Genomic DNA, 16,261 nt, shown 5'->3' with positions numbered 1-16,261 from the left:
TCGTCGTGCATAGTGTGTGGTCTATGTTCGATTGGAGCGATGCTTCGGAAAATCGGCATTTTCAGAAACGTGATTCCTCCATACTTTAAGCTCCAATCGGGCCAAAGTGGTCCGGCTTTCTTCTTCGTGTAGGACGGGTTGTTTGCAGATGCAGCGGCTGTCTGGGAGATTTCTATTAGCGTTCAGAGGATGGACGCATTGCATAAAAGATGGGCATCTGCCGGCATTAATCGGCCAGAACAGCGTGTCAATTTTTTTTTATCTATTACGATGGTGGCAGTGCATCACACACGTGTATGTCTGGAAGGGCCTTACGTAGTAAGGCCCTTCCAGATCGCGCGCGTGGGCGCGACCGATTCTTTTCACATCCTCCTTTTACGTAGTAAAAGGAGGATCCCTTAAAGAAAAATCTCCTAGATGCATAGGCAGGGCCTCGGGTCGACTGCAGGCAATCGAGGCGTGACATCAGTTGAAACAAATCGCTGAAAAGTGCATAGCACGACTTGCATCGTGTCCTAGGGATCACGATGCAAGTCGTGCTTACGGGATTCACCATGAAAGAGATATATCTTGTCCTCTCAAAACTCGCGGACCAGAACCGCCATGTGCTCTCCTCATGGCGTGCTCATCTCATTCTCCGTCAGGAAGTAGACTCCTTCTACGACGAGTCGAAGGCCCAGCGGACCGTTGAGAAGCTACAACGTGAGGGCCTAACTGAAGTCATCAAGGGGAAAACCCTCTACAAGGTGACAAGTCCGTACGCGCGAGAAAGCGTAAATATATACGAGCTGGCCAATGAGGCCTACCCGTTCGGGATTCTCTCTCATTCATCGGCTATGGAAATACACCAGCTCACAGATCAACGCTCCCGCCGAATCCACCTTTACGAAGGCCCTTCTTCTCCAGGGGAGGTGTTGAAGCGTACAGACTCGGAAGATACCGAAACTTTAGTTCCTCCAGGAACGAAGCCAGAAGACTGGAGAATGCAGCCGCTTCCTCAAAGCGCGCGAGTTGAGGAGTATGATGGCTATACCATTGTCACCCACCGGCTCAAGAAAGACTGGTTCTTCGGACATGGAGTATCACGCACGGGGGGCGTAGAGCTCCGATGTACCGATGTTGAACGCACCCTTATTGATGGCCTGCGCCATCCCGGGCGGTGCGGGGGGATGAATGAAGTATTCCGGGCTTGGGTGCGTGCCGACCCATCTCCGGAGCGGCTTGTCAATTACGCTAGTCGATTCGATCAGCTAATTCTATATCAGCGAATTGGGTTTGTGATGGAAACGCTTGGTATTGATCACCAGGAGTTGAAGCGTTGGAAAGAGGAGAAAACTCCGCGAGGTGGGTCCCGTGTTCTCAATCCCGAACGGGAATTTCAATCCGAGTACAGCGACGAATGGAATCTTTCGATTAACCATCCGACGGCAATCCTCACTGAACGAGACGCAAGTTACTCTTGATCGCTTCTCGGGAATCGGAGGGCTTTTTTTACCCCGATAGATCTTCGGGGCGACCCTCCGGCAAGTCAAGAATCTCTACAAAGCCGAGCACCTGTTCAAACGCTTCTTCGAACGGGGGGAGAGTAACTGACTGTGGAATTCGGTCCTCGATCTCGTCGTAACCCTCCTGCGCGCGTGATCGAACCTCGGGATGGTCGAACATCCTCCGGGAAACAGAGCCGTCTCCGACTTTCCCTTCGCTCTTCTCCTGAAGAAATCTGGCAATGCGAGCGCGGTCCAGGGCCTTCGGGGCTCGTGTAGTGAAGAACCAGATGTCGAACACGTCGCCCGGTCTATACCGATTTCGAGTGACTTGTTGCAGGAGAGCTCGGAGCTTTTCTGCAATAATGTCGTCGAGGCTCGAGACATGAAGTTCAAACCCTCCAGTTTTTCGATACTCTGCCTCGCAGACGACCTCGTTGAGGGTCATTTCTAGCTTTACGACGTCACTGTACGGAGGCGTCCGGTCTTCCAGCTCCGTGTATCCGACCTTGATCTCCAGCGCTGGGAATCTCCGCTTTGGAAGATTTGGCGGCTTGATCTCGCTGCTCTGTACCACCATCTCCTCATAGCGATACTCGGATACAACCTCCGTGAGAGTGGCACTCAGACGCTCTACAACCTCGTCCCGGAATTTCCTTGTCTCCTGATCCTCTTGATCTGGATGAGGCTCGGTCGAGCTAAAGTCGACATCGACCGAACTCCTTGGACTGTCGAATGCAAATTTCAGGGCGTTCCCTCCCTTCAAGACGAACTGGTCCTGGAGGAGGTCATCGAGCGAAAGTGCTTGCAACACGGCGCGGATTGCTTCCTCTTCGGGAATGTGGGGCATAAGGCTTTCCTGCTATTACAAGAACTGCTGGGACATTTCGAGGGGGACAATCGCGAATATGTGAGAGATAAAAGCCTCGACAGCTGAGCAGGCCGCTGAGGATTGGAGAAGGTCAGTAAATACGTTATGATGGCGTCTACCAAGTGTCTAGAGGATGCCCTTCAATAGAGAAGAATTCGTACTCTCCTCTGCTTAAGCTCTTCGCCTCTGATGATCCTATCGCGGATAGCCCTCAAAAATTTCGGCTGCTTCCAAGACTTTGAGCTGTCTGACCTTAATCGGTTGAGCGTTGTAATCGGGGAGAACGATGCAGGGAAGACTGTTCTCCTGAATGCGATCGAGGTCCTCTTGACTGACGGGGTGTTTGAGTCCGACCGACACCCTCGCCGGACAGTCGAAGGATCGGTCGCAGAAGAGGTTATCGTCGAAGGGGAGTTCACTCTCGAGTCCCACGATGGAGTGCCCGAAGAATTCAGGTCGGGGCCTGAGAATAATACCCTACTTGTTCGGAAGCAGTTTGAAGGCGATAACGTTCAGACCTTCGTGAAAGGACGGGGATACAGCGATGAGCGTTTGGATAAGTTTGAGACGTTTAAGAGACCGAAGCAACGAGACATTCTAAAGGACTACGATGTGAGTCCGGAAGGTAAGGAAGAGGATCGACTTGCCCGGCGTGAGAAGATTGTCAAACAGGGGAAGGCAGAGCACGAGTGGAAAATCCTTCCTACCTCATTTTCCAGATTGGAGGATCACCTTCCCGATTTGGAAAAGACTTCCGCAACCAATTATCGCTCTCCGAATCGGATGGTGCGATCGACTCTGAAGCGGGTAGCAGCGACTGTTGTTGCACCAGAAGACGAAGATGGAAAGCCCAAAGAGCGAGAGGATTTACAGCCGATCCGGGACGATATCGAAGAACGATTGAATGAGGAAATACGAAAGGCGAAAGACGAACTTCTACGTCAGCATTCACGGATGCAATCGGTAGGAGTCGAGCCGGAAATCGACTTCACAAGCGTGGTTGAAGATGTCAGCTTGACGGTCGATTTAGGCGATGGGGAGAAGCGCATCGAATCCTTCGGAGAGGGTACCAAAAAGCGAATCTGGATGGGGCTCTTGGAATGGGATCGCGAGGCCACAAGTGAGAGTGCAAGAGAGAGCGTGATTAGGCTGTACGACGAGCCAGACCTGAATCTTCATTATGAAGCACAGAGACGTCTATTCGAAAACGTATCGGGTCTTGCTCAGGACAAGAAGGCCAAAACCCAGTGCTTTGTCTGTACACACTCGGTGTTCTTTATAGACCGTGCTTCTCCTGAAAGCATCAATCTGATCGAGATCGATGATCAAAACCAGCGCAGTGCTACATACATCAGAGGAACTGGAGACGATAGTGAAGGGACGCACACAGCTGTGGACTTCTTCGACCAAGTGGGCCGAGCAGTTGGCCTATCCAACACATCTCTCCTATACGAAAAGGGATTTCTTGTCGTCGAAGGGCCAAGTGAAGATGAGGCGCTTCCAGTTCTCTACAATAAGCTCTTCGGGAGCACTCCTAGCCGCGATGGACTTCAAATTGTGAATCTACGTACCTGTGGGGCATGGAAGTCCGTTTTGAGTGTTCTCCTTAAGAATCGCCTTGAGATGACACATCTTCTTCTCGATTCAGACTGTACGAGTTCTGACTCGCTTCTCACCCTAACGCCGGAGGCTCTAGAAGAAGATACCCAAATAGACTGTCCTGATGGCCTATTCGAGAACCAGACCACTTTCATAGGCACACAAGAGTTTGAAGACGCTTTCGCCAATGCGGTCTACGTGCGTGCGCTCAATGATGACTTTCCACGGGCGAATGGAGAAGGATGGAATGCCGATCATATCCAGGCCCTGCGTGAAGAGAAAAAATTTTCTAAGGCGCTGCAGGATAAAGTATATGGTGAGGTCAGGCCTCAGTTGAGAAACGACGTCCGGAAACCGCAAATAGCCCGTTCCGTCGCTCGGCATTGCCATACGGAGGAGATTCCAGGCGCGATAGTTAATGCGTTTGGTTCGCTTAGAGAAACGGCCGGGATCGACTGACCACACGAACCCAAACTCACCGGCAGAATGAATCTGTTTCAGCGCAGGAATTATTACAACCGATAATACAGCCTTCCCCTCCAAAATTTAGAGCAATCAAGCGCTCTTCCTCCTCGGTGACTCGATACATCTGGTAGCGCTCAACCTCCGATCTGCGTCCTTGCCGTGCTAGTGACTTTACGGTTAGACATACTCCAGGAGTTCACCTATGATAAAACGCCTCCCCCCTGAAGACTAGGAAGAAGATTCGTCGCCCTCCCTTCTTTCAAGAAGAAAATCCAGACTAGTGAACCGGCTCGTTTTACTCTTTCCTGCTCTCCTGCTACTCGGATGCGCGACCACACAGGACATCGCTCGGGAAAACCGTACCCGGACCTTCGATTATCCGAAGGACAAAGTCATTACTGCCGCCGTTGACGCATTCACCGCCGAGGGATACGCCATCGAATCCATTGACCGCCCGACTGGGATAGTAAATACGGAAACCAAGTCCAACTCCACGATGGCAGCAGCCTTCGTTGGAGACAAGAGTCGCTCCGTGCAAGCGAGGGTCCAGGAAATAAACGAAAATCAGTCCAGCTTACTCCTCACTATCAAGCTTGAGACCGAGAATGCGTTCGGTCAGAGCAATGCGCAAAGCATAGGAAAGAATGCCGCTCTTGAGCTATACAATGAATGGTTTAAAAGGATAGAGCAGGAGCTCTAATCCCCGGTTCAGAACAGACTCTCGCACACGCAGGGCATAGACCTAGCGAATGGTCGGACGAACGGATGGGCGCTTTCTACCATCTCTAGCCTTGCAATCGTCCGTCGTGAGAACAGCCCTCTCGGTGAGGGTAGGTCGATGGCGACTTAGGGCGAGAATACAACCGATATTGTAGACTTCCTCCGAGAAGCACGATAGCAAACACTATCACCTCACTCCCTGTGCATGTCCGTTGTCAAACCGAGCACAACTCAGTAGGGAGGAATCAAGGATTTCGATTCGAGTTGAGTACGAAATGAAATCATTCGGACAGCATCTATCTTGTTTTCGCAAGCACTGAGTGTTTCGTACTCTAATTCCTGTTGGAAACCAAGCGAGTCTGTGAGCGAAGCAAGAACGCTGGCCGCTTGCCGATCCACAACCATTTCGTATCTGCTCTTCTACGAATCCGTAAACGAATCCCTGTTATGAAGAAGGTATCAGCCGTTCTCGTCATCCTGTTCATGTCATGCGGATCGGTGGCGGCTCAAGGAATCGATTTGGGCATCCGGGGAGGAGCCAACTTTGCCACGTTTCGGGGAGACACAAATACGCTCAGTCAGCAGGTTGTGGGAAATCAGGGATCGTCGGACTTTGGTCGAAAAATTGGACTGCGTGTGGGAGGCTTCCTTCGGTTTGGCATCACGGAAGCCTTCTCGATTCGGCCGGAGGTAACGTACTCTCAGAAAGGGACAACTTTCGAAGGGTCAGCCTCAGGAGTAATAAACGGGCAGTCGGTTACAGTCGAATTTGAGGCCACATCGTCGTACGATTACCTCGATATCCCTGTGCTTGCTGAATACGTGATTCCAACGAGCGGTCAACTTCAGCCCTATCTTTTCGCAGGGCCGTCACTAGGGTTTTCGATAAATGCGGAGACCGAGGCAGATCTCACGGCGCGCTCGGCGGGCCAATCGGTATCTGAAACTAATACGTCCGACGACGACGTGGAAAGTACTGACCTTGGTGCTGTGCTCGGTGGTGGGGTATCGTACGCCCTCCAGTCAGGAAATACGATATTCTTGGACATTCGGTACAACCCGAGCTTTACGTCCCTTGATTCTGAGGGCGACGCGGATATTCAGAACGATGTGATTAGCGTCGGGGTAGGATACTCCTTCTCTCTACAGTAGCCCGACTTCCGAGGCCTGCGAGTCGATAGAGTCAATTCGGGGGCTCTCAAGCCATGTGGAGAGACGGGCTCTTCTGTTGGAAATTGCAGCCAGCGGGTACCGGTGCGGGGCTGGCTCACCTGTGGTCCAGCCCTGGGCAGGTACCAATTTTGCCCTCAAGTTTTAGGACCGATAAGATCAAGTTATCGGTTGTTATCGGGGACGCGAAACGCTATTCTTCAGGCCCCTGAGTGGCCCCTGCCGCACGTCCTCGCGCGTGGCCGCACGGGCGTCCTTATTGTCCTGCTCCCAAGCTCCCCGAGCCATGACCGACCAGCCCAGCTCCTCCAGCGGGAATCCGTCGGAGAACAACGAGCCCGGCGAACTCGCCCCGCCGCCCCTCTCTGAGATCGGAAAAGATGGCCCGCGTTTGGGGGACGGACCGGATGAAGGCTCTGAGAGCGGCTCCGGCCTCGGCGGAGAAACCGAAGCGTTGGAAGACCCCGAGCGCCTGCGCGAGCTGCAGGAGAGCCTCGGCCGTTTGGAGGACTTCGCCGCCCAGGCCCAGGCGGAGAACACGATCCGGGCCTACGCCGCGGACCTGGAGGACTTTCGCCACTGGTGCAAAAAAATGGGTCGGGAATGGCTGCCGGCCGAGCCGAAAACGATCGGTTTGTATCTCGGCGCGCGGGCCGATGAGCTCAGCCTCGCGACGCTAGAACGACGTCTTGCGGCAATTGCCTCCCTCCACAAAGAAGAAGGCCACGAGTCGCCAGCGTCGGTGGCCGAAGGTCCATTAAGGAAAATCTGGAAAGGCATCGTTCGGGAGAAGACCCGTCAGCAAGATGGTGCCCCTCCCCTTATGGTCGAAGACTTGAAGTCGATTATTGAGCACCTCCCCCGTTACTCGAACTCGGACGATGGTCCAACAGGCAGGCTAACATTAACCTCTTTGCGCGACCGGGCGCTCCTTTTGGTCGGGTGGACCGGGGCGCTCCGCCGGAGCGAGCTGGTGGCCCTGACCATCGAAGATGTTCAGTTCATTGAGGGCGAGGGCGTGAACGTGTACATTCGGAAGTCGAAAAGCGATCAGGAGGCGGAGGGACTGGTCAACGGCCTTCCCTACGGCTCAAACAAGGAGACCTGTCCCGTTACTGCACTCCGGCAATGGATACAAGCCGCTGAGAAGGAAGTCGAGGGGCCGTTTGAAGGGGATATCTTCCGACGCTTCTACCGGGGCGAATCCATCGGCGAGAGCGCGATGACGGCCCAGTACGTCTCAAAGGTCTTGAAACGACACGCCGAAAGCGCCGGCCTGGACTCGGAGGAATACTCGGCCCACTCCCTTCGGGCGGGCTTTATCACGCAGGCGATCCGCGCCGGGAAACCTGAGCGGCGCGTCAAAGAGCACTCCGGGCACGCCTCGTGGGAGACGTTTAACCAGTACGTCGAGGAGGCGGGGACCTTTCAGGACAATCCGGCGGAGGGGATTGGGCTTTGACACGATACCCCCAAAAACCATGGGAATCTTGCTTTTGTGAGCTTCCGTGCACAACGCTTCGACGAGCGCCTCGGTGGAGTCAATGACGGACGAGTCGCAATCGGTAGTGCATGTACTGTATACCGTAGCACAACCCGTTCTTAGAGATCAGTGGCGGCATCGACAATTACCGGCCACCTTGCGAATAAGCGCCCCATCTTTTCAGTCACGTCCTGTAAGACATCAATGCGATCTACTTCTCCACCTGCTAAGTCAGCGGGAGCATCGAGTTGTTTTTCAGTGATCCATTCACGATGGGCAGCAATATACCTTTGAACATCTTGTGCCCAGTAGGAAGGTCTTCCCCCTCGTTCCTGAAGACACTGTTTAGCTCTGCTGATCCGAGAGGTGATTCTCTTAGAGATCACATGACGGACCGTTTCCTTGAAGCGTTTGCGGTCAGTGGTGCCAATGCTGGAAAGCTGATTTCCTAACAGTTGGAGATTGTGTTCAGGATCTCTGCCAGAAATTGAAGTACTGCATTGGAGGACCAGTCCCCTTATAATGTCATTAGTTCGAAATGTAGGTGTAGGAAACGTCTCTTCAGTGATGGAGGTGGGGTGTGATCGATGAGTGGGGGGCGCATGTTGAATTAGGAAAGGCAGGTAGCCGCTGTAAGCATCCGGTGCACATGTCTTCAGCACTGCTCGAAAGACGCCGTCCTCGTCTCGCTGGACCGGTGGATAGGGAGGTATTGGCAAACGGTTATTCAGTCCCAGGCTCATTGACATACAGAACACGCTGTCAGTTATGGTTTGCATCCGAGGGGCCCGGATGAGAGCACGTGTGTTGAGCCTCGTGCGATACCCATCCTTCGGTGTTATCAGACGTTTCCAGCTGCTTTCATTGGCAAGAAGAAGGCGCGTCATATTGTCATTAGAGTGCATTCCTGAATCGCCGACTGTGCCGGTCATGGACAGAGCGATTGTGGGCTTTCCCTCCCGAAGCTCTCGTAATAACGAGGGAGCCATCTTATCAATTTCGACCGATGCGTTCTTGGTATTCTGGCTAATATGAGTGGCGACTTCCTTTCCCAGGAGGCGTTCGTGCAACCCTAGGAGGTCGTGAGGCTCGAACGAAACCGCCTCCATAGCCTCTTTCTGATTTTGATACCACCAGAGCTCGTTTACGGCACGGGAGGCCAAAGAGAGACCGCTCTTAGTACCCTCTGGGGGTAGGGCTACGTTGCAGATTGTGTCATCGTCAAACTGAGCCGTCAGCTCCCCCAAAGTCGATAATAGCAGGGCGTTGCGGGCCGCCCCGTAGAACTCAGAACAGCGCTCGTGGCCAAGAAGAGCAAATCGTACGATGTCTTCAGATACGCCGGAAGCGCTGACAATCTGTCGAACCATCTTTTCCCGCTTCCGAAGTCCGAGATAGCACACCTCTCCATCGTACGTTGCCCCCACCTCTTGCAAAACGTGTCGGTTTTTCTTCTGGACCTGTTCCTCCTGGCTGTTATCAGCAATTAGAAGGCGAGGCGTCCGGTGGTGCTGTGCAAAGTTCTTAGTATAGCTTTCCAGTGCTCGTCGTAGGCAGTCAGGCCGGTTTCGCGTCGGAATCCCAACAGCCGTGATTGGCAACTGGGTACCCCCGAAGCTCGACTTATTTGATAGATCTTTAACCTCGCTCAGGATCATCTCATCCGGCACGAGAAATCCGGCCTCAACGAACCGCCGGAGGCCCTCCTCAACGCGAGTCACCTTGCGGTTGGGTATTGGCAGCTCGAAACCTTCACTGTCGAGGAGTTTGAGGGCCCACTGAGCGAAAACGCCTCGCAGCGGAGCGTTGTTTGCGGTCGACTCAAGCTGTTGGCGCCGAGACTTTCGTGCGTACTCGGTGGCATGAGTAGGGATTTCTTTGAATTTCTGGCAGGAGAGAAGCCATTGCGCTTCGTTTTGAGGTAGGATTTCGGTCTCACCGCTTCGTCGGGAGTGAACCAACACCTGACCGTCTCCAAGATCCATCTTCACGGTGTCAAACGTGCGGTATTTTGGCATTTAACTTGCAGCAATGATTCTCGATTCTGATTCAGAGGTAGAGAGCGCATTGTTCAGGTGCTCACGGGGCGGCACGTACCCGATTGAGGAATGTCTTCGTTCTCGGAGTAGCTCCCCCGCATGCCGTCCCCCAGCAGGATCGCCCTAAGCCCTCGGTAACTGGGGTATACACTGTCTTGGTCATGATGTACGATTCGTCCGTTCAGATCCAAGCCGAGGGAAGTCATCCGCTCACGAACGCGCTTCCAGCCAGCAACGTAGAGTCAGATCCCGATGGCACTCGGGCCAACTGTCCAACCCGGCACAAACTTGCCCTCTAGGTCGACGACGGCCATCAAATGAGCCTTGCGGTTTCCATGGCATAGCGAACCTCGGTAAGGTCAGTTGAGAAGGCCTCCAACAGCCCGGGATCTCGTTCTTACAAGAGGTTGAGCTGCTCAGAGGCCTCCTCCAGAATCTTTTCTACAGGCGAGGGGCTTCGCTTCGTCAAAGCCAGCTCATGCTCGTTAAAAAGCCTTCTGAGCTGTTTATGGTTGACCCGCTGGCCGATGCGCTCCTCAAGCTCTGGAAGAATCCGGCGGTATCCGTTTCAAGTTCTTGAAGGTTCACTTCTAGTTGAGCCACTTCCTATTCGGACACTGGCGGTTTGACCTCTCCGTAGTCAAGAATCTTAAGTGTTCAGTCGGCCACGACTCCTCCGTAACGAAGCACCCTCTCTTAGAGATTTGAGTCGCTGTTACTTCCTTTGCCTGGTATAAATCCTCCGCGTGTTCGCGCAGGAATTTGAATTTCTTGCAGGACTCAAGTCACTTTAATTTTTCTCTTGAAATGGTCAATTATATTTACCTCTCTCAAATTATAAAAACTTAAAGTGTTCAATACTTATTAATTTATTAAAGTATTATTTAAATTTTACATCATTGTACTTGAATGCCTTCCTTGTATTTTACATATATTTTTTTATTAATTATATATCATATACTCTAACATTACTTTCTGTAATAGAATATATGCACCCATTAGCAACAAATGCCTTTTTAGTCTTATCGTGGAGCTTGTATGTTGTAATATAATTAAAATTATTATCGTATACATCTAACAATGATACACCATCATTTTTTGCGCTATCATGTACCTCTTTTTTGGTTAAAATAAAAAACCTTTCGTTATATACGTTAGAATCATAATGCTCTGTCTTTGGGTCTGGCTGCGAAAACCTTTTCATATTTTCTTTTTCTTCTCCTGGCCCGCTATCTTCTTTTTCAGAACTGGATACATTATTCATTAATGTATCTAGTTTTGACATTCTGTTATTTTGCATACCTAACACTATATTAGTGTATTGCATCAAATATAGCAAATCATCTTTTTTGCTTCCGCCTATAAAAATATGCCCCACTTCATCCATTGGGTTATTGTATAGATTCTTTCCGTATTTTTTTATAACTTTTCCTTTTTTGTCATATTCTACTAACATACTTTTTACACCTACGTCTCTAGCTACTATTGACTTTTCAAACACTTTTAGCTTATTAACTGGATGATCAGTTTTAAATTCGTCTATATAATCACCTTCTTTATTGTATGATACAACCTTCCTACCCATCATATCAGCTATCCATAATGTATCTTTGTGTATGTCAAACTCCCCCACCTGTACTACTTCACCAGGGCCTGATCCTTTACCCCTACCTATCGATCCTTTGTATACACCACTTTTGCTGAATGACTTTACTTTTTGATCCCCGTTATCCACCACATAAATGTTATCCTCAACTACAATATCAAATGGATTTAATACATCATTTGATATTTCATTAGACACACCTTCCAGGTACTTTGCATTTGTAAAGTTTCTGTTTTCAAATTCGTCTTGCCCTGAGCACCCAACCAATAGTAAAAATGGCAAGATAATCGTGGTTAGCCTATACGTCATGATCATTAATCGTTGAAGTGGACAAAAAACCCCCCTGCGGAGCACAGGGGGGAGCGATTGCTGCGGTGAATGGATAGCTCAGCACTTTAGGTCACCGTAACAAGTGAAGGTTCCATTCTCGCAAACGAGAATAGTACACGGTTCACTTGAACCCAGTTCACATCCTGCATCCGCGCAATTGGACCGATAGCAATCGGCCTGTGAGACATTCGAGGGAATGGCAAGCGATGTCAAGAGGATGCATGCGAATGTGACTCCCTTGGTTATAGCCTTCTGGCTGGCGCTTGCAAGGATGGAAAAGGACATGACAATATTCGAATTGATGAAAGCGTGCTTACGAAAGGTCAGTGCCTACTATAAGGTTTTTTTTGGGGTGAATGCAAGTTTGTGAACCAACTGAGCTTGATTTTGACTATTTGAATGGAAACCGAGGGCAGAGTGGGCCGGTAGCTCTTCGACCAGGAAAAACTTTTTGTAGCAAACGAACGAAAAAATGGGCGCTAAGGGACGGGGGCATTTCAACTGTCACTCGTCCTTGACCTCTTGGACGTAGTTCCAGGCGGTGCCGTAGGAGATATCGAGCTGATCAGAGATCTGGTTGATCGAGATATCCTCCTTAGTGTAAAGCCTTCAGACTTCCGCCTGCGTATCTTTGGGTGGGGCGGCCGCAAGGCTCATCGGATGGTTGTCGTTGATTTGGAGAGCAAGTACGCTTGTGACTGGGCTGTTGGCGAGTGCCAATCGCGAGCTGGCTCATCGCTGCTGGGATTGCGTTCGCGAGCAGATGAGCTCCTTCGGCGTTGATCTGAACGGACGAATCGTACATCATGACCAAGACAGTGTATACCCCAGTTACCGAGGGCTTAGGGCGATCCTGCTGGGGGACGGCATGGAGGTCATCTACTTCAACAACGAAGACATTCCTCGATCAGATACGTGCCGTCTCGCGAGCACCTGAATAATGTACTCTCTTCCTACGAATCAGAATCGAGAATCATTGCTGCGAGTTAACCCAAATTAGCTGCCCAGCTGATCCAAAAATTCGGGCACTCATCCGAGGTGCGTTTCATGGGAGTGGCGACAAAGCGGGCAGTTTGCTATATTGGCGTGTGGTCAAAAAGAAGTCGTTCTGTGATACCCCAGAATTGGATTCAGCGCCTCTGAAGACCGCCTGCTCAGGTATCCCTTTTCCGGACAGTTCCGATTCACCGGCCAAGTGGGGCAAGCGCTAATACCTGCCTCCGCCGAAAAGTAACCGCTCTCGGACGGAATTTCTTTCATTCGGGCGGGGAACGGTTCTCGTCGAGCTCGGGAGGCCCGCTCCCCAAAAGGTCAAGGTCTCGGGTCTGTCGTCCGAGACGCCCCTCCCAGATGAGGAAGGTGTATGCGCCTTTGAGGACGAAATCCTCTCTCTCCGGAAGTTGAGTGAGCCGGTACAGAAGTCGCTCCAGCGCAAATCGCGTGAGGAGGACCTGGTATTCCTCTCCCGTTTCTCGCATCCGCGAGAGGAGACGATCCCGGACCGACTGTGCTACCGGGGAGTTCATTGGATGCCCTTGGAAATCGGAATTGGGGTAGCGAAAAATCGCCTTTACAAGTACCGGTCTACACGGTTGCTTCGATGTACGGGCGCATGACCGTCTGGACGCGGCAGACCTCTGCAAAGCGGTAGAGCTCCTCGATTGGGTCCGCGCTGGAGCGCACGTAGTCGCGAAGTGCCTCGATTGCGACCGAGAGGCCGACCTTCCCGCGAAACTTGAAGCAATCAGCGACGGTCTTGGCCGGACTGAAGACCTTAACAGGGATCCCCTCCACCTCGTACTGCTTGGCGCCTTCTGTAAAGCTGTCGCCAGACATGTGGACGACCTCGAGACGGGTCGGGCTCGCTTCCGGTGTCCAGTCTCCTTTCTCTCGGGCGACCCATACCCGCCGGGACATCTGCGTCGTCAGATCGTGAAACTGAAGGGCGGAGAGAAGGCACACCACCGCGCTCGGATACCGGGACGCAACGAGAGCCAGACTGTGGTGCTCAGTGAGGGGGGCGTCCGGATGGCGGTAGAGACCACGCCCTTCCCTTCGAAGTTTCCCCCGATCGGCAAGCCGGGAGAGGTAGCGCGGGGGGAGGTCTTTCTCCTTCAGGTCGCGGGCTCGCACCACGCCCTGCTGGCGGGCAATCTGGAGGACCTGATCTGTTTTGGTCATGGGACGAAGTTGCACGGGAGATCTGTCCGGATTTCTATACCACTAGAGAAAACTATATGGGTTTCCGGACAGCACCCTTGATGTCTGATCTGGGGCTTCCTCATCCGTTGCAGAATGATATTTCCAGGGCCGATATCAAACTAATGAAATAGAAACCTAGGAAACTAGGTATCTAGGTTTTTGTACAACACATCCTTGACCACCTCCTTGATCGGTCGACCCTGTTTGGCAGCATGCATCTTCAGTCGCCGGTGCAATGATTTGGGAATCTCGACATTCAGCTGAGTCATCTCCTCTTCAGAGACGTCCTCTTGCAAGTCAGTCGTATCCTGACCACTGGAGACAGACCCATCTGAGGCACTGCCGAACACATCGTCACTCATGGTTAAGGGTATTGATTACATTTTCTGTAATTGACTCGACTTCAGCGGCCGCTTTCTCGTCGCTCATTTCGACGACAGAGCGGCCTCGACCCATGGCCTGAGGGTATGCCACTCGATCGCATGTGCCCTCCCACACTGGCAGCTCAAAGCGTTCAAGAACATCCTGTACGCCCTGCCCCAATCGAGATCCGACCTTGCGGCGTGAGATCACGAATGCTGCATCCGGTTCACCAGTGACTTCCTGCCGTTGCTTGATGAGATCAACGATCTGCTCGGTGGGCCAGATGTCTGCTGGAGAAGGCTGTACCGGAATGAGTGTCAGATCTGATGTCTTGATAATCGCAGCGTGCATTTTGTCAAGGTGCGCCCCACCATCAATCACTGCGATATCGAATGAGTCTGACAGGCGACGGACGTCGCTCTCCAGCGCACTAGCCTTATCGACACCAAACACTGCAGGGAGGTCAGTCTCATCGTCTCGTGAGGCCTTCCAACTCTGGGAGGTACCTTGTGCATCACAATCGATGATGACCACGTCCAATCCATGGAGCTGGAGGTTCCGAGCAAGATTCACAGCAACGGTGCTCTTTCCGACCCCACCCTTGCCATGTAGAATACCGACTACTTTCATAGGAAGCTAGGTTCCTAGGTTAATAGATTTCTGTAATGGACAATCTACTCCCTAATTGTGCGGGAGTCAAGTCAATATGCGGCCTACTGAAGCCGCGAGATTGCCCTGAGAGCGGAGATCGATTCGGGCCGACCTATCCCTAAGCCTGCCCTGAGATCGCCGGCGGGGGTGTCGAGGGCTGCGCCAGGCCGCGCGCCGCATCGCGAGACGGCGGCAAAAGTCCCGAATTGCTCCCTGCGAGAGCCCCGGCGTCGGCGCTGAGGCGAGCGCTATTCCGAATCAGAACGTCCGGTCGAGGAGGCCTGCTGGGCTGCCGAGCGGACCAGATCGGCGTCGAGCGCCTGGAGCTTTTCGGCCAGGGCGCCGGCCGTGCGGGCGGCGAGAACCTCCGGAAGACCCGCCCGAGAAATCGCGTACATATCCGCCGAGTCCGATCGGTGACAGGTCGCGATCCAGGGAGCGGTCCTCAGGTGGCTGGGGAGCAGCCGTGTAATTTTAGATACCGCCGGGGTAACCTGCTCTTTTTCCGGCTCGGTCCACGGCCCTTCAAAGTTGATCAGTGGGGAGGCGCTGTTGCTGTCGGAGCTGCTATTTTCAGAGGTAGCATCATCCATAGAGGGGGCGTCATCCATACCCCCATCCAGGTGGCTCTCGGACACAGACAAAGCGGCGCGCGCCTCCTCGTCGTTCTCTGGTCTGTTCTTCTCGGGCCTATTGCTCTCCCGTTTCGACGCGTCTTCAGGCGGGACGCTAGGAGCTTCCTCTCGGCGGGCGGTTCGACCGTCGGTATTTTGGGCGTCCGTATTGTGAGCGTCGGAGCTCGGGCGCGGGGGGATAGGACATTGTATCGGGGCCCGACCATGCTTGCGCACGTAGGTGAGCTGCAGGTCGTGAAAGACGCTGAGGGCCACTTTCTCCAGGCGGCCCGGCCGGCCGCCGTCGTTTGATTGGGGTTCTCCACCGGTCGGCTCAGAAAAGCTCATGGCACTGCAGAGATGAGGTCCAGGCACGGGAAGTCCAGACAAGAAGTGGACTTGGTAGACACGCAGGGCCTCCGAAATCTAACGTCCGGTCTACTCTGTTGTCTGGGCGGCTCCCGTCCTCCGTGCGGGGCGGCCGCCTACGGGTCTGCCGGTGGCCGCGAGGCCTTCTAGGCGAATTCTCCCACCTTCTTCCCAGCTAGCTGCTCTACCCAGATAGATGTGCGGGCCAATGGAATGGGCCGAGGGGGCAGAAGCGAAAAAACGCGCGCTACAGGCATTCAGCACGCCTGCGCGCAGCAAAAAGAGCAAAAAGACA

At 52.8% G+C, this 16,261-nt stretch carries 13 protein-coding genes; 5 read left to right on the top strand and 8 right to left on the bottom strand.

What is annotated here, in order from left to right; genetic code table 11:
* Nucleotides 1–527: 527 nt before the first annotated feature.
* Nucleotides 528–1,463, top strand: coding sequence for a hypothetical protein (locus BSZ35_RS19175; protein WP_105014215.1), 936 nt, complete (start codon nucleotides 528–530; stop codon nucleotides 1,461–1,463).
* Nucleotides 1,464–1,491: 28 nt separating this feature from the next.
* Here BSZ35_RS19175 and BSZ35_RS19170 read toward each other — a convergent pair whose 3' ends face one another.
* Nucleotides 1,492–2,334, bottom strand: a complete 843-nt coding sequence (locus tag BSZ35_RS19170; RefSeq protein ID WP_105014214.1) for a nucleotidyl transferase AbiEii/AbiGii toxin family protein — start codon at nucleotides 2,332–2,334, stop codon at nucleotides 1,492–1,494.
* 210 nt (nucleotides 2,335–2,544) lie between these two features.
* On the opposite strand from BSZ35_RS19170, the gene BSZ35_RS19165 reads away from it, so the two are divergent.
* The 4 genes from BSZ35_RS19165 (at nucleotide 2,545) to BSZ35_RS19150 (ending at nucleotide 7,771) form a co-directional block, all read left to right on the top strand.
* Nucleotides 2,545–4,413: an AAA family ATPase gene (locus tag BSZ35_RS19165; RefSeq protein WP_105014213.1), complete on the top strand. Its 1,869-nt coding sequence runs from the start codon at nucleotides 2,545–2,547 to the stop codon at nucleotides 4,411–4,413.
* Nucleotides 4,414–4,699: 286 nt separating this feature from the next.
* Nucleotides 4,700–5,119: a hypothetical protein gene (locus tag BSZ35_RS19160; RefSeq protein WP_105014212.1), complete on the top strand. Its 420-nt coding sequence runs from the start codon at nucleotides 4,700–4,702 to the stop codon at nucleotides 5,117–5,119.
* A 467-nt stretch (nucleotides 5,120–5,586) separates the two neighbouring features.
* Entirely contained in the window at nucleotides 5,587–6,291 is a 705-nt protein-coding gene (locus BSZ35_RS19155) for a porin family protein (protein ID WP_105014211.1), read from the top strand.
* A 304-nt stretch (nucleotides 6,292–6,595) separates the two neighbouring features.
* Nucleotides 6,596–7,771 (top strand): site-specific integrase, encoded by a 1,176-nt coding sequence (locus tag BSZ35_RS19150; RefSeq protein WP_105014210.1) that lies wholly within the window; start codon nucleotides 6,596–6,598, stop codon nucleotides 7,769–7,771.
* 140 nt (nucleotides 7,772–7,911) lie between these two features.
* Here BSZ35_RS19150 and BSZ35_RS19145 read toward each other — a convergent pair whose 3' ends face one another.
* The 7 genes from BSZ35_RS19145 to BSZ35_RS19400 all read right to left on the bottom strand — a co-directional run bounded on the left by BSZ35_RS19145 (nucleotide 7,912) and on the right by BSZ35_RS19400 (nucleotide 15,945).
* Nucleotides 7,912–9,810: a hypothetical protein gene (locus tag BSZ35_RS19145; protein ID WP_146110193.1), complete on the bottom strand. Its 1,899-nt coding sequence runs from the start codon at nucleotides 9,808–9,810 to the stop codon at nucleotides 7,912–7,914.
* Between the two features lie 967 nt (nucleotides 9,811–10,777).
* A complete protein-coding gene (locus BSZ35_RS19140) occupies nucleotides 10,778–11,746 on the bottom strand; it encodes a 6-bladed beta-propeller (protein WP_181149519.1) in 969 nt (322 codons plus the stop codon).
* A 1,277-nt stretch (nucleotides 11,747–13,023) separates the two neighbouring features.
* Entirely contained in the window at nucleotides 13,024–13,293 is a 270-nt protein-coding gene (locus BSZ35_RS19130) for a nucleotidyl transferase AbiEii/AbiGii toxin family protein (RefSeq protein ID WP_105014206.1), read from the bottom strand.
* Between the two features lie 58 nt (nucleotides 13,294–13,351).
* Complete coding sequence (locus tag BSZ35_RS19125) at nucleotides 13,352–13,948, bottom strand: type IV toxin-antitoxin system AbiEi family antitoxin domain-containing protein (protein ID WP_105014205.1); 597 nt, start codon at nucleotides 13,946–13,948, stop codon at nucleotides 13,352–13,354.
* A gap of 164 nt (nucleotides 13,949–14,112) precedes the next feature.
* The gene (locus BSZ35_RS19120; RefSeq protein ID WP_105014204.1) at nucleotides 14,113–14,331 is read right to left on the bottom strand and encodes a hypothetical protein; all 219 of its coding nucleotides are present in this window, start codon (nucleotides 14,329–14,331) and stop codon (nucleotides 14,113–14,115) included.
* Entirely contained in the window at nucleotides 14,324–14,962 is a 639-nt protein-coding gene (gene parA / locus BSZ35_RS19115; protein WP_105014203.1) for a ParA family partition ATPase, read from the bottom strand. The genes BSZ35_RS19120 and parA overlap by 8 nt, the downstream gene beginning before the upstream one ends.
* Nucleotides 14,963–15,231: 269 nt before the next feature.
* Nucleotides 15,232–15,945 carry a hypothetical protein gene (locus tag BSZ35_RS19400; protein ID WP_146110192.1) on the bottom strand — a complete coding sequence of 238 codons (714 nt, stop codon included), beginning with the start codon at nucleotides 15,943–15,945 and terminating at the stop codon, nucleotides 15,232–15,234.
* Nucleotides 15,946–16,261 lie beyond the last annotated feature (316 nt).

The organism is Salinibacter sp. 10B (assembly GCF_002954405.1).
In the GTDB taxonomy this organism is placed as follows: Bacteria; Bacteroidota; Rhodothermia; order Rhodothermales; family Salinibacteraceae; genus Salinibacter.
Note: the sequence above shows the minus strand (reverse complement) of the source record. Positions and strands in the feature narration are given on the sequence as shown.